Genomic DNA, 19,626 nt, shown 5'->3' with positions numbered 1-19,626 from the left:
CGCTATGAGCCAGATTTCTCAACGCAGCGAGCCGGAGGTAGCGGGCACACCGCTGCAGCGCTGGGGCACGCGCATGAAAATGCAGCACGGTCGCAAGCTGGTGATCGCGCTGCCTTATCTGTGGCTAATCCTGCTGTTTATGCTGCCGTTCCTCATCGTGCTGAAGATCAGTTTCGCCGATATTGCGCGCGCCATTCCGCCGTACACCGATTTGGTGACCTGGGCGGACGACCAGCTCAACCTGGTGCTCAATCTGGGCAACTACCTGACGCTGACCGACGATCCGCTGTACGCCGAAGCTTATCTCACCTCGCTGAAGGTGGCGGCGATCTCAACGGTGATCTGTCTGCTGATCGGTTATCCGCTGGCGTGGGCGGTGGCGCACAGCAAGCCCTCCATGCGCACCATCCTGCTGCTGCTGGTGATCCTGCCGTCGTGGACCTCGTTCCTGGTGCGCGTCTATGCGTGGATGGGACTGCTGAACAACAACGGGATCCTCAACCGCTTCCTGATGTGGCTTGGCGTGATCGATCATCCGCTGATCATCCTGTACACCAACACGGCGGTGTATATCGGTATCGTTTACTGTTACCTGCCGTTTATGGTGCTGCCGATCTACACCGCGCTGACGCGCATTGATTATTCGCTGGTGGAAGCGTCGCTCGACCTCGGTGCGCGCCCGCTGAAAACCTTCTTCAGCGTCATCGTGCCGCTGACCAAAGGCGGCATTATTGCTGGCTCAATGCTGGTATTTATCCCGGCGGTGGGCGAGTACGTGATCCCGGAACTGCTCGGCGGACCGGATAGCATCATGATTGGGCGCATTTTGTGGCAGGAGTTCTTCAACAACCGCGACTGGCCGGTGGCCTCGGCGCTGGCGGTGATCATCCTGCTGATCCTGATTCTGCCTATCGTCTGGTTCCACAAACATCAAAACCGTGAAATGGGGGAGAAGGGATGAATCAGCTACCGGTAATCCGCTCTCCGTGGCGCACCGCGATTCTGGCGCTGTGCTTCCTGTTCCTGTACGCGCCAATGCTGCTGCTGGTGGTTTACTCCTTCAACAGCTCGCAGCTGGTGACGGTATGGGAGAGCTTCTCGTTTCACTGGTATCGCGTGCTGTTCCAGGATGATGCGATGCTGGATGCGGTTGGCCTGAGCCTGACCATCGCGGCGCTGTCGGCCACCATGGCAGTGGTGCTCGGCACCATGGCGGCGGTGATTATCGTGCGCTTCGGGCGTTTTCGCGGCCACAGCGGCTTTGCTTTCATGCTCACCGCGCCGCTGGTGATGCCCGACGTGATCACCGGTCTGTCACTGCTGCTGCTGTTCGTGGCGATGGGCAACGCCTTTGGCTGGCCGGGCGATCGCGGCATGCTGACCATCTGGCTGGCGCACGTCACGTTCTGTACCGCCTACGTGGCGGTGGTGATCAACTCGCGGCTGCGCGAGCTGGATCGCTCAATTGAAGAAGCGGCGATGGACCTCGGCGCCACGCCGCTGAAGGTGTTCTTCGTGATTACCGTGCCGATGATTGCCCCGGCAATCATTACCGGCTGGCTGCTGGCGTTTACTCTGTCGCTGGACGACCTGGTGATCGCCAGCTTCGTCACCGGGCCGGGCGCTACCACGCTGCCGATGGCGATCTTTGCCACGGTGCGGCGCGGCGTCAATCCGGAGATCAACGCGCTGGCCTCGCTGATTCTGTTTGTGGTCGGGCTGGTCGGCTTTATCGCCTGGCGCTTTATGGCGCACGAAGAAAAACAGCGATTGCGCGATATTCAGAAAGCAAAACGTGGCTGAGTGACGCAACATTTGCCAATATAAGCAAGGCTGACTCTGTCAGCCTTTTCTTATGGAGCGCGCGCAATGTCGGAAACGTTGAAAAACCTGGTGTTAACCTCCACGCCCGTGCCGGTGACCATTGCCGGCAGCGCCATTATCGCCACGCGCTGTATCAGCGTGCTGATGCTGGCCAATGAGCTGGGCTATGACGAAATCGCCAATTTCGTGCACCGTAGCGCGCAGGCGTGGGACTCCACGCTGATTTTTATCGCCAGCCAGCTGATTTTCCTGTTTGAACTGCGCTGTGCCTTTACTCTGATGCGCGGCAGTAATGCCGGGCGCTGGGGCTACGTGGCCACACAGATCGTGGTGCTGCTGTACATGCTGATGGCGTCGGTGGGCTGGATCTATCCGGAGATTTTCAGCATTCCCGGCGAGAATAACGCGCAGATTATCCACCACACGCTGCTGCAGAAACTGCCGGATGTGCTGGTGCTGCTGCTGCTGTTTGTGCCGGCCAGCAGTCGCGCATTTTTCCGCAGCCGGTGATACAATCGGCCCCCGTTTTTGCTCCCGATTCTCAATACAGGCCTTTCCATGCATTGCGCGCTTTATCAGGCCGGTCGCTGTCGCTCATGTCAGTGGCTGGAAAAACCCTATCCGCAACAGCTCAGCGACAAGCAGACGCAGCTGACGCAGCTGCTGGACGGCATGCCGGTCGCCGACTGGCGGCCGCCGGTCACCTCGGCGCAGCAGGGGTTTCGCAATAAAGCCAAGATGGTGGTGAGCGGCAGCGTGGAAAAACCGCTGTTCGGCATGGTGGCGCGAGACGGCGAGCCGGTGGATCTCTGCGCCTGTCCGCTCTATCCCGCCAGCTTCGCGGCGGTATTCGACGTGCTGAAACCCTTTATCGCCCGTGCCGGTCTGACGCCGTACAACGTGGCGCGCAAACGCGGCGAGCTGAAGTTTTTGCTGCTGACGGAGAGTACTCAGGGCGGCATGATGCTGCGTTTTGTCCTGCGCTCGCACAGCAAACTGGCGCAGCTGCGCGTCGCGCTGCCGTGGCTGCAACAGCAGCTGCCGCAGCTGCAGGTGATCTCCGCCAATATTCAGCCGGTGCACATGGCGATACTGGAGGGCGAGGAGGAGATGGCGCTGACGCCTGAGCAGGCGCTGCCGGAACGCTTTAACGACGTGCCGCTGTATATCCGTCCGCAAAGTTTCTTCCAGACTAACCCGCAGGTGGCGGCTGCGCTATACGCAACGGCACGCGACTGGGTGGCGGAGCTGCCGGTGCACAGCATGTGGGATCTGTTCTGTGGCGTTGGCGGCTTTGGCCTGCACTGCGCCACGCCGCAGATGCAGTTGACCGGCATTGAAATCAGTGCGGAAGCCATCGCCTGCGCGCAGCAGTCGGCGCAGCAGTTGGGGTTAGAGCAGGTGAGTTTTGCCGCGCTGGATTCCACGCAGTTTGCCACCGGGCATACGAGCGTGCCGCAGCTGGTGCTGGTCAATCCGCCACGTCGCGGTATTGGTGCAGAACTGTGCGCCTGGCTGAGCCGCATGGCGCCGGACTACATCCTGTATTCCAGCTGCAATCCCGCCAGCATGGCGCAGGACATTGCCCGCCTGGCCAACTATGACATCAGCCGCGTGCAGCTGTTCGATATGTTCCCGCACACCGCACATTTCGAGGTGCTGACGTTACTGCGTCGTAAGGGTGGAATCGCGTAGCGCCCGGCTGCGCTGAGGACGTGCAGAACCTGGCAGGCCCGGCGCCACGCAACTCCATAATGCTTATTCCGGGAACCACTTCTGATTGATCTGCTGCCAGCGACCATTGGCTTTCAGCGCCGCCAGCGCGCTATTCAGCTGTTGCAGCAGCGCGCTGTTGCCCTTGCGCACCGCAATGCCGAGCCCGGTGCCGAAGTAGTCGCTGTCGGTAATGTGCTCGCCGACCGTGCTCAAATCCGCATTGGCCTTCAGCCACTGATTGACGACTGCGCTGTCACCGAACACGCCGTTGAGCCGGCCATTTTTCAGGTCGAGGATCGCGTTCTGGTAGCTGTCGTAGGCCACCGCAATCACTTCCGGATGCTTTTCCAGCAGGTATTTCTGATGGGTAGTGCCGTTTTCCACGCCGATGCGTTTGCCTTTCAGCTGGCTAAAGTCGCTATATTCACCTTTATGGGCGATGACAATCGCCGAATTGGCGTAGTAGGGCTGGGTAAAATCGACCTGCTTACTGCGCTCGGCGGTGATATCCATGCCGGAAATGACCGCGTCATAGCGACGGAATTTCAGCGAAGGAATCAGGCTATCAAAGGCATTGTTGGTGAAAGTGCACTCGGCCTGCATCTGCTGACACAGCGCTTTAGCGAGGTCGATATCAAAACCGACAATCTGGTTATTCTGATCGAGTGATTCGAACGGGGGATAGGTGGCTGAGGCAGCAAAGCGAATTTTCTCTGCCGCATAAGCATTCATTGCCAGCGTTGCCATCACTGCCGCAACAATCCATTTTTTCATCATAAGGCTCCTGTAAACCATGCCAGAGGCGAAACGATTTACACGATGCCAGTTAATGCATTTGTATGCAATAAATATGATTAAAAATTTATTTCGCTGCAATCAAATATAGCGAGAAAGGGCGCGGCGCTTTCCTTCGCACCGCGTCAGACGATCAGTTGCGGCGCTCAAACGCCAGCGCGCGCTTCTCGACCAGGCGCATCAGCAGCGTCAGCAGGCCATTAACCACCAGATAAATCAGACCGGCGGCAGCATATACGGTGACGTCATAGGTGCGGCCATACAGCAGCTGGCCGTGGCCCATCACTTCCATCAGCGTAATAGTATAGGCCAGCGAAGTACTCTTGAACACCAGCACCACTTCGTTGGAGTAAGAGGAGAGGGCGCGCTTAAACGCGTACGGCAGCAGAATACGCAGCGTATCGCGGCGGCGCATGCCCAGCGCGGCACAGGACTGCCACTGCCCGGATGGTATGGCGCGCACCGCGCCGTAGAACAGCTGTGTGGTGTAGGCTGCGCTATTAAGCGACAGCGCCAGCATGGCACACAGCAACGGCTGCGACAGTAAATGCCAGAGCCACGGCACGTTCTGAATGCTGGGGAACTGGCCGGGACCGTAATAGATCAGGAAAATCTGCACCAGCAGCGGCGTGCCGGTAAACAGGGTGATATAGCCTTTGACCAGCCAGTTGAGCAGCGGCAGCTTCAGCGCCAGCACAATGGTGCACAGCAGCGCCAGCAGCAGAGCGGCGACCAGCGAGGCGGCCGTCAGCGTCAGGCTGGTATGCAGGCCTTTCAGTAGCTCAGGTAAATACGCCAGCATGCGTCAGGCCCCCCGCTCGAAGCGCGTGGTACGTGATTCAATACGGCGCAGCACCGCCTGACTGAATAGCGTAATCACTAAATAGATTGCGGCAGCCACCAGATACCAGGTAAACGGCTCCTGGGTGCGCGTCGCAATACTTTTGGTCTGCAGCATGAGATCGTTGACGCTAATCAGCGACACCAGCGCCGTATCCTTGAGCAGCACCAGCCACTGATTGCCGAGTCCGGGCAGCGCATGGCGCCACATCTGCGGCATAATCAGGCGGAAGAAAATCGCTGACTTTTTCATGCCCAGCGCCTGGCCTGATTCCCACTGGCCGGACGGCACCGCTTTCAGCGCACCGCGCAGCGTTTGAGAGGCGTAAGCCGAATAGAGCATCGCCAGCGCAATCACGCCGCACAGGAACGGGCTGACATCAAAGTTCTCAATCTGCATCTGCACCGGCAAGGTGAACAGGCCCAGATTGAGCTGGAAGCCGTCCGACAGCGTCAGCAGCAGCTGCGAGGCACCGAAATAGATAAACAGCACCACCAGAATTTCCGGCAGGCCGCGAATCAGCGTCACCAGCCCGGTACCGATCCACGCCAGCGGTTTCCAGCGCAGCGATTCCCAGCCAGCAAAAATCATCGCCAGCGCGAGGCCGGCGATCAGGGCACAAACGGCAAGGCCGACGGTCATGCCGGCGGCGCTTGCGAGTGGAATCATTTCATTCATCAGAAATTACTGCTGAAACCATTTGTTGTAGATGGTTTTGTAGGTGCCGTCGGCTTTGATCTTATCCAGCGCGCCGTTGAACTTCTGCTGCAGTTCGCTGTTGCCCTGACGCACGGCGATGCCGAGACCGGTGCCGAAGTAGGCTTTGTCGGTCACTTTCTCACCCAGCGCGGCGAGGTTGGCGTTCTGCTTCAGCCACTCGTTAACCACGGCGGTATCCCCGAACACCGCATCAATACGGCCATTCTTCAGGTCGAGCACCGCATTCTGGTAGCTGTCGTAAGGCACGATGGTGATGTCGCTGTGCTTGTCAGAGAGATATTTCTGGTGCGTGGTGCCGTTCTGCACGCCCACACGCTTGCCTTTCAGCGCCGCAACGTCCGCCAGCTTGCCTTTCTGCGCGATGAAGGTCGCAGAGTTGTCGTAGTAAGGTTTGGTGAACAGCACCTGCTTTTCACGCTCTGGCGTGATATCCATGCCGGCCATCACCGCGTCAAAACGGCGGAATTTCAGGCTGGGGATCAGGCTGTCGAAGGCCTGGTTGGTAAAGGTGCAGGTCGCATCGATCTCTTTGCACAGCGCATTGGCCAGATCGACGTCAAAGCCCTGGATTTTGTTGTCGGAGTCGACAAATTCAAACGGCGGATAAGACGCCTCGGTCGCGAAACGCAGGGTCTGCGCGGCAGAAGCGCTCAGGCTCAGGCTGGCAAGCAGTGCAGCAAGTACAACTTTTTTCATTAGAAGCATCCTGACTTAGTGCGAAAGATAATGAGCAAACGCGTCGGTTTGCGGCTGTGTAAAGTGGCTGGCATCGCCCTGTTCAATGATGCGACCGTTCTCCATGTACACCACCTGGCTGGCGGTTTTGCGCGCCACCTCGACTTCGTGGGTGACAATCACCTGCGTGATCTGCGTCTGCGCCAGCTCACGAATGATGCTGACGATCTGCGCCGTGATCTCCGGGTCGAGCGCCGCGGTCGGTTCATCAAACAGCAACACCTGCGGCTCCATCATCAGCGCGCGCGCAATTGCCACGCGCTGCTGCTGGCCACCGGAAAGGTGCAGGGGAAAACGATCGGCGTACGGCGTCAGGCGCAGGCGTTCCAGCAGTTTATCGGCGCGCGCGCGTGCCGCATCTTTGCTGAGCCCGAGCACACGACAGGGTGCTTCAATCAGGTTCTGCATCACGCTGAGGTGCGGCCACAGGTTGTACTGCTGGAACACCATGCCGACATTCTGGCGCAGTTCGCGAATCGCGTTGTCGGACGGCGTCTGGCTGAAATCGAAGTGGTTGCCGGCAATCTGCAGGCTACCGGAACGCGGCAGCTCCAGCAGGTTGAGCACGCGCAGGAGTGAACTTTTACCCGCGCCACTCGGGCCGAGCAACACCAGCGTTTCGCCCTGCGGGCAGGCCAGGTTGATATCGAACAGCGCCTGATGGGCACCGTAAAAACAGTTGATGGCGTTTAGTTGAATACTCATGCGCAAAAAATGAATAGCAATTAGTGTCGCAAATCTTAACGTCACCAGAATAGTTATGCAATTGAGGTGGGTTAAAATTTATTAAAGAGCAATTAAACAGCAAAAGCGTAGCACAAAATCGGGCAGGGCAGCGGGGAAAGGGGCTGACGGGTAAGCGTCGGCTGTTGCACGGAAGCTTAGCGGCGCCGCAATGGTGCGGCGCGCTAATGGTTGCGGCTGAGTGCGGAAAAAATGCGCGACTATTTTTTCTCTTCCAGCAGCTGGCTGAGCGAGCCGCCACCGGCGTGTGGCCAGTCGCCGACGTAGCGCACATCATCCACCACCCAGCAGGTACCTTCGTGGATCATCAGCACTTCATCGCGCCAGCTTTTATCGCCGCGGCTCAGCGTCACACGCAGCGGGATGTTACGCGCGTCGCGGTTAGGAATGCTGGAGGCGCTGGCCACGTCAGCGGCGGTGGGTCCCTGTGCCAGGCTGGAGAACAGATCGCCCTGGCGCCACGCTGCCGGTGGGTTGCTCTGGCTGCTGGCATGCAGCAGTTTCTGATACAGGTTGTCGCTCAGGTACGGGCGATATTTTGCCAGCGTGGTGCTGTCCGGCAATCCCTGGGTTGGCTGGCTGACACGTAAATCGTAGAACTGCTGCGCCACGCTGTCCGGACCGCCGTCAACGCAGGGGGCGGTACGCGGCCCGTTGTCCTTGATCACCGGCTCAACGGTGGTACAGGCACTCAGCAGCAATGCAGCGGGAACAAGCAGCGCAAAGGCTTTGTTTCTCATCTCGATTTCCTTATTGTTCACTGGCAAAGCGCCATTTTTAGCATAGAGTATAGCCGTGCTTTTACGCCGTACGAGCTATCGCCTCATGAATCACCACAGGAGAGAACGATGAAATTTTCGACTACGCCAACCCTGGAAGGGCAGAGCATCACTGAATATTGCGGCGTTGTGACCGGCGAAGCGATTCTCGGTGCCAACATTTTCCGCGACTTCTTTGCCGGCATCCGCGATATCGTCGGCGGCCGCTCCGGTGCTTATGAGAAAGAGCTGCGCAAAGCGCGGCAGATCGCCTTCGAAGAGCTGGAAGAACAGGCGAAAGCCATGGGCGCCAATGCAGTGGTTGGCATTGATATTGACTACGAAACCGTGGGCAAAGACAGCAGCATGCTGATGGTGAGCGTTACCGGTACTGCGGTGATCGTGCGCTAATGCGCGCGGTGTTACTGCTGGCGATGGCGCTGCTGCTCAGCGCCTGCCAGTCGACGCTGGAAGCGCGCAACGGCTATTGGGTCGATAGCGCGCACCCGGCGCAGGGGGCCAGACCGCGCATCAAAGTGGTGGTAATCCACTACACGGCGGAGGACTTTCCCTCGTCGCTGGCAACCCTGACGGACCGCAACGTCAGCGCGCACTATCTGATTCCGCAGCAGCCGCCGCAGAAAAACGGCGCCGGGGTGATCTGGCAGCTGGTGCCTGAAAACCAGCTGGCGTGGCATGCCGGACCGAGCTTCTGGCGCGGCGCAACGCGCATTAATGACACCTCAATTGGCATCGAAATCGTCAATGCCGGCTATCGCCGCACGCTGACCGGCCGGCAGTGGCAGCCGTTCACCGCCGCGCAAATCACGGCCCTGACCGCGCTGGTGCGCGATATCAGCCAGCGTTACGGCATCAGTCCGGAAAATATTGTCGGGCACAGTGATATCGCGCCGCAGCGCAAGCAGGATCCCGGTCCGCTGTTTCCGTGGCAACAGCTGGCCCGGCAGGGGCTGGGAGCGTGGCCGGATGCCGCCACGGTGCAGCGCTATCTGGCTAACCAGCCGCCGGATGCCCCGGTCGAGGCTGCAACGCTACTGGCTGCGCTGCAGCGCTATGGTTATGACGTTGCCGCTGCGCAAACGCCGCAGATGCAGCGCAAACTGATTGCGGCGTTTCAGATGCATTTCCGCCCGCGTGATTACCGTGGCGAAGCCGATGCCGAGACGCTGGCCATCGCCCGTGCGCTGCTGGCGAAATACGGCGCGGCACCGTAGCCGCGCGTAGCGGCGTTACGGCTGCAGAAAGGCCTGCCAGCGTGCCACCAGCTGCTGTAATTGCTGGCGGCTGACATCCAGATGGGTGACGATGCGGGTCTGCGGACCTACGCTGAGCAGCACGTCGCCCGCCTGCATCCAGCGCTGTAGCGGTGAGACCTGCTCCGCCGGCACTTTCACGAACAGCATGTTAGTGTGCTGGCTCACCACCTCGACACCAAGAGCGCTGAGCTGCGCGCCGAGCCACGCGGCGTTGTCATGATCCTCCTGCAGACGCGCCACGTTGTGCTGCAGCGCGTAAAGACCGGCAGCCGCCAGAATGCCGGCCTGGCGCATGCCGCCGCCGGTCATTTTGCGCCAGCGCCGCGCCTGCTCGATATAAGCTTCATCACCACACAGCAGGGAGCCGACCGGCGTACCCAGTCCTTTCGACAGGCAGATGGTCAGGCTATCGCAGTAGCGGGCGATATCGATCAGCTGCACACCCTGCGCCACCACGGCATTAAAGATGCGCGCGCCGTCAATGTGCAGCGCCAGCTGGCGCTCGCGGGTAAATTGCCACGCCTGTTCAAGGTAGCTCAGCGGCAGCACTTTGCCGTGATGGGTATTTTCCAGGCTTAGCAGGCGGGTGCGGGCAAAATGCATGTCGTCCGGCTTGATGGCGGCCGCCACGTCGTGCAGCGGCAGCGTGCCGTCGGCAGCCGCGAGGATCGGCTGCGGCTGGATACTGCCGAGCACCGCGGCACCGCCAGCCTCATATTTGTAGTTGTGCGCCTGCTGGCCGACGATGTACTCATCGCCGCGCTGGCAGTGGCACAGCAGCGCCACCAGGTTGGCCTGGGTGCCGGTAGGGAAGAACAGCGCAGCCGCTTTACCGCTCAGGCGCGCCGCTTCAGCCTCCAGCGCATTGACGGTGGGATCATCGCGATAGACATCATCGCCGGTTTCGGCCGCCATCATCGCATCCAGCATCGCGGCACTCGGGCGGGTCACGGTATCACTGCGTAAATCGATCACGTTGTTCTCCTGACATAAAAAAGCGGGCTAAACGCCCGCATGATGATTAATCCGGCAAGTCTCTTCGTTTTACCGCAGCCAGTTAGTTTTCGCCAGCTCGACGATTTCATCACCGCGGCCATTCAGGATCGCGCGCAGCATATACAGGCTGAAACCTTTAGCCTGCTCGGCTTTGATTTGCGGTGGCATCGACAGTTCTTCCTTGGCGGTGATCACGTCCACCAGCACCGGACCGTCATGGGCGAACGCCTGTTGCAGCGCGCCATCCAGCTCCGAGGCTTTTTCCACGCGGATCCCTTTGATGCCGCAGGCGGTGGCGATGGCGGCGAAGTCCGGGTTCTCCAGATCGGTGCCATCGGTGAGATAGCCGCCGGCTTTCATCTCCATCGCCACAAAGCCCAGCACGCTGTTATTAAAGATCACCAGCTTCACCGGCAGCTTAAGCTGCGCCAGCGAGATGAAATCGCCCATCAGCATGCTGAAGCCGCCATCGCCGCACAGCGCAACCACCTGACGCTGTTTATCGATGGCCTGTGCGCCCAGCGCCTGCGGCATGGCGTTGGCCATCGAACCATGGTTAAACGAGCCGAGCAGACGGCGCTTGCCGTTCATTTTCAGATAGCGCGCCGCCCACACCGTTGGCGTGCCGACATCACAGGTAAAGATGGCGTCATCAGCCGCGTAGTGGCTGATCTGCTGGGCCAGATACTGCGGGTGAATCGCCTGCTTATCGTTGGCGGTCGCCAGATCGTCCAGCCCTTTGCGCGCATCCGCGTAGTGCTCCAGTGCGCGATCGAGGTGATGACGGTCGCTGTGACTGGTGAGCTGCGGCAGCAGCGCCTGCAGTGTGGCTTTGATGTCGCCCACCAGCGCCATGTCAACGTGACTGTGCGCGCCGAGGCTGGCCGGATTGATATCAATCTGAATAATGCGCGCGTCCGCCGGGTAGAACGGGCGATAAGGGAACTGGGTGCCGAGCAGCACCAGCGTGTCGGCGTTCATCATGGCGTGATAGCCGGATGAGAAGCCGATCAGCCCGGTCATGCCGACGTCGTACGGGTTGTCGTACTCGAGGTGCTCTTTGCCGCGCATGGCGTGCACCACCGGTGCTTTCAGCGTTTCGGCCAGCTTTACCACTTCCGCATGGGCACCGGCGCAGCCGCTGCCGCACATCAGGGTGATATTTTTCGCTTCATTGAGCGTTTCTGCGAGGCGCGTCAGTTCACTGACCGACGGCACCACCTGCGGCAGCTGCGGCGGATACCATTCGCTGCGCGCGTTCTCCGGCGCCGCCTGCAGCGCCACGTCACCCGGCAGCACAATCACCGACACACCGCGATTGAGGATGGCTTTACGCATCGCAATGCCGAGCACCTGCGGCAGCTGTTCCGGATTGGAGACCAGCTCGCAGTAATGGCTGCACTCGCGGAATAACTCCTGCGGATGGGTTTCCTGAAAATAGCCGCTGCCGATTTCGCTGGAAGGAATGTGTGCGGCAATTGCCAGCACCGGAACATGGTTGCGATGGCAGTCAAACAGGCCGTTGATCAGATGCAGGTTGCCAGGGCCGCAGGAGCCGGCGCACACCGCCAGCTCACCGCTGATTTGTGCTTCCGCCCCGGCGGCAAAAGCGGCCACTTCTTCATGGCGCGTTGGCATCCATTCAATGGTGCCCATGCGGTTGAGGCTGTCGTTCAGCCCGTTGAGGGAGTCACCGGTTACGCCCCAAATGCGTTTTACGCCGGCGCTCTCCAGCGTTTTGGCCAGCAGGGCCGCCACAGTTTGCTTCATCGTTCGCTCCTTTCTGGTGTTGGCCATCCAGTCGGATGGCAAAAAACGTGTCAGAGAGAAAGCGTAGACGAAGCCGCAGCGCAGCGGGCGTGAAAAAATGCGCTGCGCGTCAGGCGGAAAACAGGGCGATGAGGATCGGTGCCAGCAGGTTCATGATAAAACCGTGCACGATGGCCGCAGGCACAATCTCCATTCCGCCGGCACGCTGCAGAATCGGCAGGGTGAAATCCATCGACGTGGCACCGCTCAGCCCGAGTGCCATACTGCGGTAGCGGTTGACCAGCACCGGAATTAGCAGCACCGCAGCCAGCTCGCGCAGCAGATCGTTAAAGAAGGCGGCGCTGCCGATCACCGGGCCGTACGCTTCGGTCATCAGAATGCCGGACAGCGAATACCAGCCGAAGCCGCTGGCCAGCGCCAGTCCGGTTGACAGCGAAACGCCGAGCAGCCACGCCGCCAGCACGCCGCCGCCCAGCGAGCCGCACAGGGACACCAGCGCTACCGTCATGCCGCGCCGGTTCAGGGTGATCTGGCGCAGCGTCATGCCGCTGCCGCGCAGCTGCACGCCAACCAGGAACAGCAGCACCACCAGCGCAATTTCGCTCAGGGTGGAGGCATGGCGCAGCGGCGCCCATTGGGTTAATCCCAGCAGGAAACCGGCCAGCACCGCCACACACAGCTTGAGTGACTCCAGCACCATGTGCCAGCGCGACGGCAGATTCTGCTGGCGATGCTGCTGACGCCACGGCCAGCGGCGATCCAGCAGCCACAGCGCCAGCAGCGAGCAGCTCAGAATGGCGCCCGCGGCAATCAGCGCGGTTTTAAACACGATCAGCAAGTTGGTGCCGAGATTGTCGAGAAAGGCGAGGCTGGTACCCATAAAAAACAGAATGGCGTAAATCAGCAAACTCAGCAGGCGGTTAACGCGCTGCAACAGCGCAGGCTGATGCCACGGCAGCAAATAGCCCACCATCAGCGGCACCAGAATGATAAGCAGTCCGGTATACATGGAAAATGACGTCCTTTTTTGCGAGACGCCACGCTAATGGAAAACGCCTGAAGTGTAAACCTTTTCTCCCGCTGCCGACTTGACCAACGCAGCGCGGCGGACCATGCTCTGGCAAAGCACGGAGGGACTGCGCGATGATTCTGGAACATATCGATATACACGGCTTTCGCGGCATTAACCGGTTATCGCTGCCGCTGACCGACACCAACCTGTTGATTGGGGAAAACGCGTGGGGTAAATCCAGTTTGCTGGATGCGCTAACGCTGCTGCTGGCATCGGCCGCTGAGCCCTATATGTTCACCGAACAGGACTTCCATTTTCCGCCCGGTGAGGTGGAAGCCCGGCGGCATAAGTTGCAGCTGGTGTTTCGCTTTCGCGCGCAGGGCGATGAGCATGAAGCGCTGTTTGCGCCGTTCTGGCAGCAGGATGACGCGGGGCGCTACCTGCGCTTCAGTACGCTGGCGACGCGCCAGGGTAGCGAAGTCAAAACCCGCTGGCGCTTTATTGATGCGCGTGGCGAGGTGCTGCCGCTGGCGGGCACCGACGCCGCGCTGGCGCAGTTGCGAGCGTACTATCCGGTGCTGCGCCTGCGTGATGCGCGCTTTGGCCGGCGATCGCGCCATAACGACAACGACACCCAGCGGCGCGCTGATACGCTGAGCGCGCTGGCGCAGGAGATGCATAGCCTGACGCGCGATCTGGTGGCGCGGCCACAAACCCTGAGCGACGAGCTGTTGCGCCAGGGATTGCATACCATGCAGCAGCTGATGGCGCACTATTTTCTGGTCCAGCAACCGGACACGGGCGCCGCGCGGGTTGCGCCGGAGCTGCGTGACGGCAGTCAGGGCTGGCGTTCGCTCGATCAGCTCAATCAGCTGATCGCCGGTACCGAATCGCGCAGTCGCCAGGTGATTCTGCTGCGCATGTTCTCGCTCCTGCTGCAGGCGCACGGCAGCGATGCGCTGCCCGCGGGCGCGCGCCCCTTGCTGCTGGTGGAGGATCCGGAAACGCGGCTGCATCCCATCATGCTGTCGGTGGCGTGGAATCTGCTGGCGCTGATGCCGCTGCAAAAAATCGCCACCACTAACTCCGGTGAGCTGCTGTCACAGGTGGCGCTGGAGCAAATCTGCCGACTGGTGCGCGAGCCCGATCACGTGGCGGCGTGGCGTATCGGGCCGGAAGGATTAAGTGCCGAAGAGGCGCGCCGTATCGGCTTTCACATCCGCGTTAACCGGCCGTCGGCGCTGTTTGCCCGCTGCTGGTTGCTGGTTGAGGGTGAAACCGAGGTGTGGATCATCAATGAGCTGGCGCGGCAGCGCGGCTACCATTTTGCCGCGGAAGGCGTGAAAGTAATTGAGTTTGCGCAGTCCGGGCTTAAGCCGCTGCTAAAATATGCGCGCCGCATGGGCATTGCCTGGCACGTGCTGACTGACGGCGACGAGGCCGGGAAAAAATATGCCGCCACTGCGCGCAGCCAGCTACAGCCGCATGAGCAGGAGAGCGACCATCTCACGCAGTTCCCGGCGCCCGACATCGAACACTTCCTTTATAAGCAGGGCTTTAGTGATGTCTATCATCAGATGGCGCACCTGCCGTTAAACGTGCCAATGAACGCACGGCGTATTATTACCAAAGCCATTCATCACAGCTCGAAGCCGGAACTGGCGATTGCGGTGGCGATGGCAGCGGCCGAACGCGGGCCGCAGGCGATTCCGCCGTTGCTCGATCAGCTGTTTGGCCGCGTGATGTGGCTGGCGCGCGGTCGGGCAGAGTAAAGCTGACGCGGGACGCCAAATAAAAATGCCAGCGTCTGCGGCTGGCATTTTTTTTCGGGAGTGGTCAGAATGAGAGCAGACGCGCGCCCGTCAGGAGAGTGACGATGCTTCACAGGGCACAATCAGACTGGCATGGTTGCCTTTCGGCCCTTCATGCACATCGAACTGAACGTGCTGGCCCGCTTTCAGCGTTCTGTATCCCTCCATCTGAATCGTGGAGTAGTGTGCGAAGATATCGTCGCCGCCGCCAATCGGACAGATAAAGCCGAAGCCTTTGGCGTTGTTGAACCATTTAACAGTACCCGTCTCCATGCTTTTACTTCCCTCGCAAGACATTTTGATAAGTAGGTGAGGTCATTGAAGCTGTGAGTCGAGTTTGTTTAAAACTCAATCAGCTTGTGTAAGTAGAATGTAGAGAAACGGACCTTATCGTCAAGCAAACGGCCCTGGCGCACGGGGAGAAATTCATCAAAATTTGAGGCAGTTAACGCTATTGCAAATTTTGTGATACAGGTCGCGCATGCGCTTTCAGGACCGATTTTTGCCACAGGAAAAGCGGCTTGACAGGCGTGTTAAACTTGAGGTGAGAGCACAGAAATGTGCGCTACCGTAACGCAGAATTTCAACGGAACATTATGGCAAACACAAACGACTGGCTTAACTTTGAACATCTGGCCGAAGACAAAGTACGCGAAGGGTTAAAGCCGCCTTCAATGTATAAAGTCATTCTGAATAATGACGATTATACACCTATGGAATTTGTTATTGACGTTCTGCAAAAGTTCTTTTCTTATGATGTTGAACGTGCAACGCAACTGATGCTGAAAGTTCACTACCATGGAAAGGCAATCTGTGGTGTATTCACTGCAGAAGTGGCGGAGACCAAAGTCGCCCAGGTGAACAATTACGCGCGGGAAAATCAACATCCGTTGCTGTGTACGCTGGAAAAAGCCTGAAGCTGTCTCCATATAGGATTCGGTCCGTCAGAGCGATAATTGGGGGAGGTGCCAAATGCTCAATCAAGAACTGGAACTCAGTTTAAACATGGCTTTCGCCAGAGCGCGCGAGCACCGTCACGAGTTTATGACCGTCGAACATCTGTTGCTGGCGCTGCTCAGCAACCCGTCGGCCAGAGAGGCACTGGAAGCCTGTACGGTGGATATTGCGGCTCTGCGTCAGGAACTCGAAGCCTTCATCGAACAAACCACGCCGGTGCTGCCTGCCAGCGAAGAGGAGCGCGACACTCAGCCGACGCTCAGCTTCCAGCGTGTGCTGCAGCGTGCGGTCTTCCATGTCCAGTCATCAGGTCGCAGTGAAGTTTCCGGTGCGAACGTGCTGGTCGCCATTTTCAGCGAGCAGGAGTCGCAAGCGGCTTACCTGCTGCGCAAACACGAAGTGAGCCGCCTTGATGTGGTGAACTTCATCTCCCATGGTACGCGTAAAGACGAACCGGGCCAGCCGCAGAACAGCGCGGAAAATCCGGTTAACGAAGAGCAAGCAGGCGGGGAGGAACGTATGGAAAACTTCACCACCAATCTTAATCAGCTTGCTCGCGTCGGCGGAATTGACCCGCTGATCGGCCGCGATAAAGAGCTGGAACGGGCCATTCAGGTGCTGTGCCGTCGTCGCAAGAATAACCCGCTGCTGGTGGGCGAATCGGGCGTCGGTAAAACCGCGATTGCGGAAGGGCTCGCCTGGCGCATTGTGCAGGGCGACGTGCCGGAAGTGATGAAAGAGTGCACCATCTACTCGCTGGATATCGGTTCGCTGCTGGCCGGTACCAAATACCGCGGTGATTTTGAAAAACGTTTTAAAGCGCTGCTGAAACAACTGGAACAGGATAACAACAGCATTCTGTTCATCGACGAGATCCACACCATTATCGGTGCCGGTGCGGCATCGGGCGGCCAGGTGGATGCGGCGAACCTGATCAAGCCGCTGCTTTCCAGCGGTAAAATCCGCGTGATGGGTTCCACGACCTATCAGGAGTTCAGCAATATCTTTGAGAAGGATCGTGCGCTGGCGCGCCGTTTCCAGAAAATTGATATCACTGAGCCATCGGTTGAAGAGACGGTACAAATTCTTAACGGGCTGAAGCCGAAGTACGAAGCGCATCACGATGTGCGCTACACCGCCAAAGCGGTACGTGCGGCGGTTGAGCTGGCGGTGAAATACATCAATGACCGTCATCTGCCGGACAAGGCGATTGACGTGATCGATGAAGCTGGCGCGCGTGCGCGTCTGGTGCCGGTCAGCAAGCGCAAGAAAACCGTCAACGTGTCGGACATCGAATCCGTGGTGGCGCGCATCGCGCGTATTCCGGAGCAGAGCGTTTCGGCCACCGATCGCGATACGCTGAAAAATCTCGGCGACCGTCTGAAAATGCTGGTGTTTGGTCAGGACGACGCGATTGAAGCGCTGACTGAAGCCATCAAGATGAGCCGCGCGGGTCTGGGGCAGGAGCGTAAGCCAGTCGGGTCGTTCCTGTTTGCGGGTCCGACCGGGGTCGGTAAAACCGAGGTCACCGTGCAGCTGGCGAAGGCGCTGGGCATTGAACTGCTGCGCTTTGATATGTCCGAGTATATGGAGCGTCACACCGTCAGTCGTTTGATTGGTGCGCCTCCGGGCTACGTCGGCTTTGATCAGGGCGGTCTGCTGACCGATGCGGTGATCAAGCATCCGCACGCGGTGGTGCTGCTGGATGAGATCGAGAAAGCCCATCCGGATGTCTTCAACCTGCTGCTGCAGGTGATGGACAACGGGATGCTGACCGATAACAACGGCCGCAAAGCGGACTTCCGCAACGTGGTGCTGGTGATGACTACCAACGCCGGGGTGCGCGAGACCGAGCGTAAATCTATCGGCCTGATTCAGCAGGACAACAGCACCGACGCGATGGAAGAGATCAAAAAGATCTTTACGCCGGAGTTCCGTAACCGTCTCGACAACATTATCTGGTTCCGTCACCTCGATACTCAGGTGATCCATCAGGTGGTGGATAAATTTATTGTTGAGCTGCAGGCACAGCTGGATGCGAAAGGTGTGTCGCTGGAAGTCAGCGATGATGCGCGCGACTGGCTGGCCGAAAAAGGTTACGACAAAGCGATGGGCGCGCGTCCGATGGCGCGTACCGTGCAGGAAAACCTGAAGAAACCGCTGGCTAACGAGCTGCTGTTTGGCTCGCTGGTAGATGGCGGATCGGTGTCGGTTGGACTGGATAAAGAGAAAAACCAGCTCACCTACCACTTCATGAGTGCGGAAAAACGCAAAACCGAGGGCACCGTGCATTAAGCCGGTGCGCAGATAAGAAAAAGGCCGGATTAAAATCCGGCCTTTTTTTTCGCGCTTAGTTTACATCAGCAAACGCGAGGCGAGTGCAACAACTTAGCGACTACGGAAGACAATGCGGCCTTTGCTCAGGTCGTACGGGGTCAACTCGACAGTCACTTTGTCGCCCGTCAGGATGCGGATGTAGTTTTTACGCATTTTACCGGAGATATGAGCGGTAACCACGTGCCCGTTTTCAAGCTCTACGCGGAACATGGTGTTAGGTAACGTATCCAGTACGGTACCTTGCATTTCAATATTGTCTTCTTTGGCCATCGAATCCTCTGGGTGAACTACCAAACTGTTGAACCGGCAAGATAATGCCGAATTCCATGATTTATGTAAAGAAACGTTGGTTGTTTTTGCCAACGCTTCGCCGTGCGTCGCGCCGCTGCGCGTGCATTACGGATAAATTCGGGTGTTTTTGACGTCTGCGGGGGATTAGCGGGCTAAGAATCTGCAGCAATCGGCATCGGGTGCGCAACTGAAACAGCTTCGGGAACAGGGTGAGATTCCCAGCCTGGCAATTCCGGCTCGCCACAGCGAAGCGCGGACGACATACCAAACTTGCTTATTGTATCACTTTTGTCGGGAATTGTGTGCAAAACATCTGCGGGGTCGGTCAAAAAAGGGTTTGTGTTTGCCAGCAGCCGGTCTGCACCGGTTGCCACGCCAGCGTTTGCACGTATTGCAGATAGTCGACACGCGGAATTTCAACTGCGCCCAGCGAGGCGGTATGCGGATTCAGCACCTGACAATCGATCAGCCGTCCCTGATGCGCAATAAAGTGCTGTGAGAAAACCCACAGCGCGGTTTTAGAGGCATTTTCCGCCCGGCTAAACATCGACTCGCCGCAAAAAATCTGTCCGAGCGCCAGGCCATACATGCCGCCAACCAGGCGTTGATCCTGCCAGACCTCAATTGAGTGCGCATGACCCAGCTCATACAGGCGAAGCCAGGCGCGTTTCACTTCAAAGGTGATCCAGGTGCCTTCCTGACGCCCGCTGGCGCAACCTTCCACCACCTGAGCAAAGGCGTGATTCATGGTGACGCGATAGGGCGAACGGCGATGGAAGCGCGCCATGCTGCGGCTGAGATGAAACGACTCCGGCAGCAGGACCGCGCGTGGATCTGGCGACCACCATAAAATTGGATCGCCGGGCGAAAACCACGGAAAAATACCGCGCTGATAGGCATTCATCAGGCGGGCAGGGGAGAGATCGCCGCCCATGGCCAGCAGGCCGTTTGGTTCACGCAGCGCCATCTCCGGCGGCGGGAAATTGAGCGAATCCCGGGAAAGTTGTACCAGTCTCATGGCGTCGGTCACCCTCAGGCTAAA

At 58.8% G+C, this 19,626-nt stretch carries 21 protein-coding genes; 9 read left to right on the top strand and 12 right to left on the bottom strand.

The features are described from left to right. Window positions 1-4: 4 nt before the first annotated feature. From potH to rlmC, 4 genes are all read left to right on the top strand, one after another. Window positions 5-961: a putrescine ABC transporter permease PotH gene (gene potH, locus AC6I7J_RS12910; protein WP_021508379.1), complete on the top strand. Its 957-nt coding sequence runs from the start codon at window positions 5-7 to the stop codon at window positions 959-961. Next, window positions 958-1,803, top strand: a complete 846-nt coding sequence (gene potI, locus AC6I7J_RS12905; RefSeq protein ID WP_152391183.1) for a putrescine ABC transporter permease PotI — start codon at window positions 958-960, stop codon at window positions 1,801-1,803. Before potH ends, potI begins: the two co-directional genes overlap by 4 nt. Window positions 1,804-1,869: 66 nt before the next feature. Beyond that, complete coding sequence (locus AC6I7J_RS12900) at window positions 1,870-2,334, top strand: YbjO family protein (RefSeq protein ID WP_021508377.1); 465 nt, start codon at window positions 1,870-1,872, stop codon at window positions 2,332-2,334. A 48-nt stretch (window positions 2,335-2,382) separates the two neighbouring features. Beyond that, window positions 2,383-3,519: a 23S rRNA (uracil(747)-C(5))-methyltransferase RlmC gene (gene rlmC / locus AC6I7J_RS12895; protein ID WP_498005868.1), complete on the top strand. Its 1,137-nt coding sequence runs from the start codon at window positions 2,383-2,385 to the stop codon at window positions 3,517-3,519. Between the two features lie 63 nt (window positions 3,520-3,582). On the opposite strand, the gene AC6I7J_RS12890 is transcribed toward rlmC, so the two are convergent. The 6 genes from AC6I7J_RS12890 to AC6I7J_RS12865 form a co-directional block, all read right to left on the bottom strand. Then, window positions 3,583-4,314, bottom strand: coding sequence for an arginine ABC transporter substrate-binding protein (locus AC6I7J_RS12890; protein WP_021508375.1), 732 nt, complete (start codon window positions 4,312-4,314; stop codon window positions 3,583-3,585). Window positions 4,315-4,468: 154 nt separating this feature from the next. Next, on the bottom strand, window positions 4,469-5,137 hold the full coding sequence (artM, locus tag AC6I7J_RS12885) for an arginine ABC transporter permease ArtM (protein WP_498005866.1): 669 nt from the start codon (window positions 5,135-5,137) through the stop codon (window positions 4,469-4,471). A gap of 3 nt (window positions 5,138-5,140) precedes the next feature. Further along, window positions 5,141-5,854: an arginine ABC transporter permease ArtQ gene (artQ, locus tag AC6I7J_RS12880; RefSeq protein ID WP_021508373.1), complete on the bottom strand. Its 714-nt coding sequence runs from the start codon at window positions 5,852-5,854 to the stop codon at window positions 5,141-5,143. Between the two features lie 6 nt (window positions 5,855-5,860). Next, a complete protein-coding gene (artJ, locus tag AC6I7J_RS12875; protein ID WP_021508372.1) occupies window positions 5,861-6,592 on the bottom strand; it encodes an arginine ABC transporter substrate-binding protein in 732 nt (243 codons plus the stop codon). A gap of 15 nt (window positions 6,593-6,607) precedes the next feature. After that, window positions 6,608-7,336, bottom strand: coding sequence for an arginine ABC transporter ATP-binding protein ArtP (gene artP, locus AC6I7J_RS12870; protein WP_058769534.1), 729 nt, complete (start codon window positions 7,334-7,336; stop codon window positions 6,608-6,610). Between the two features lie 239 nt (window positions 7,337-7,575). Next, on the bottom strand, window positions 7,576-8,115 hold the full coding sequence (locus AC6I7J_RS12865; RefSeq protein WP_021508370.1) for a lipoprotein: 540 nt from the start codon (window positions 8,113-8,115) through the stop codon (window positions 7,576-7,578). A 108-nt stretch (window positions 8,116-8,223) separates the two neighbouring features. On the opposite strand from AC6I7J_RS12865, the gene AC6I7J_RS12860 reads away from it, so the two are divergent. After that, on the top strand, window positions 8,224-8,544 hold the full coding sequence (locus tag AC6I7J_RS12860) for a heavy metal-binding domain-containing protein (protein ID WP_132465365.1): 321 nt from the start codon (window positions 8,224-8,226) through the stop codon (window positions 8,542-8,544). After that, window positions 8,544-9,368, top strand: a complete 825-nt coding sequence (locus AC6I7J_RS12855; RefSeq protein WP_222985487.1) for an N-acetylmuramoyl-L-alanine amidase — start codon at window positions 8,544-8,546, stop codon at window positions 9,366-9,368. Before AC6I7J_RS12860 ends, AC6I7J_RS12855 begins: the two co-directional genes overlap by 1 nt. Window positions 9,369-9,383: 15 nt before the next feature. On the opposite strand, the gene ltaE is transcribed toward AC6I7J_RS12855, so the two are convergent. The 3 genes from ltaE to AC6I7J_RS12840 form a co-directional block, all read right to left on the bottom strand. Beyond that, complete coding sequence (gene ltaE / locus AC6I7J_RS12850; protein ID WP_058769536.1) at window positions 9,384-10,385, bottom strand: low-specificity L-threonine aldolase; 1,002 nt, start codon at window positions 10,383-10,385, stop codon at window positions 9,384-9,386. A gap of 69 nt (window positions 10,386-10,454) precedes the next feature. Continuing rightward, window positions 10,455-12,176, bottom strand: coding sequence for a ubiquinone-dependent pyruvate dehydrogenase (poxB, locus tag AC6I7J_RS12845; protein ID WP_152391177.1), 1,722 nt, complete (start codon window positions 12,174-12,176; stop codon window positions 10,455-10,457). A gap of 109 nt (window positions 12,177-12,285) precedes the next feature. Further along, entirely contained in the window at window positions 12,286-13,185 is a 900-nt protein-coding gene (locus AC6I7J_RS12840; RefSeq protein WP_021508365.1) for a LysO family transporter, read from the bottom strand. A 134-nt stretch (window positions 13,186-13,319) separates the two neighbouring features. Between AC6I7J_RS12840 and AC6I7J_RS12835 the strand changes: the two genes are divergently transcribed. Beyond that, window positions 13,320-14,960, top strand: coding sequence for a DUF2813 domain-containing protein (locus AC6I7J_RS12835; protein WP_498005863.1), 1,641 nt, complete (start codon window positions 13,320-13,322; stop codon window positions 14,958-14,960). 90 nt (window positions 14,961-15,050) lie between these two features. Here the strand turns inward: AC6I7J_RS12835 and cspD are convergent, their stop codons facing one another. After that, entirely contained in the window at window positions 15,051-15,272 is a 222-nt protein-coding gene (gene cspD, locus AC6I7J_RS12830) for a cold shock-like protein CspD (protein ID WP_058757774.1), read from the bottom strand. A 323-nt stretch (window positions 15,273-15,595) separates the two neighbouring features. Between cspD and clpS the strand changes: the two genes are divergently transcribed. Together clpS and clpA are read left to right on the top strand one after the other, a co-directional pair. Then, the gene (clpS, locus tag AC6I7J_RS12825) at window positions 15,596-15,916 is read left to right on the top strand and encodes an ATP-dependent Clp protease adapter ClpS (RefSeq protein WP_021508363.1); all 321 of its coding nucleotides are present in this window, start codon (window positions 15,596-15,598) and stop codon (window positions 15,914-15,916) included. Between the two features lie 55 nt (window positions 15,917-15,971). Then, window positions 15,972-18,251 (top strand): ATP-dependent Clp protease ATP-binding subunit ClpA, encoded by a 2,280-nt coding sequence (clpA, locus tag AC6I7J_RS12820; protein WP_498005861.1) that lies wholly within the window; start codon window positions 15,972-15,974, stop codon window positions 18,249-18,251. Between the two features lie 93 nt (window positions 18,252-18,344). On the opposite strand, the gene infA is transcribed toward clpA, so the two are convergent. Together infA and aat are read right to left on the bottom strand one after the other, a co-directional pair. Beyond that, window positions 18,345-18,563, bottom strand: a complete 219-nt coding sequence (infA, locus tag AC6I7J_RS12815) for a translation initiation factor IF-1 (RefSeq protein WP_002211347.1) — start codon at window positions 18,561-18,563, stop codon at window positions 18,345-18,347. 346 nt (window positions 18,564-18,909) lie between these two features. After that, window positions 18,910-19,602, bottom strand: coding sequence for a leucyl/phenylalanyl-tRNA--protein transferase (gene aat, locus AC6I7J_RS12810; RefSeq protein ID WP_058769537.1), 693 nt, complete (start codon window positions 19,600-19,602; stop codon window positions 18,910-18,912). Window positions 19,603-19,626 lie beyond the last annotated feature (24 nt).

The organism is Type-C symbiont of Plautia stali (assembly GCF_059730935.1).
The sequence above is the reverse complement of the archived record's forward strand: the minus strand, read 5'-3'. Positions and strand labels throughout refer to the sequence as shown.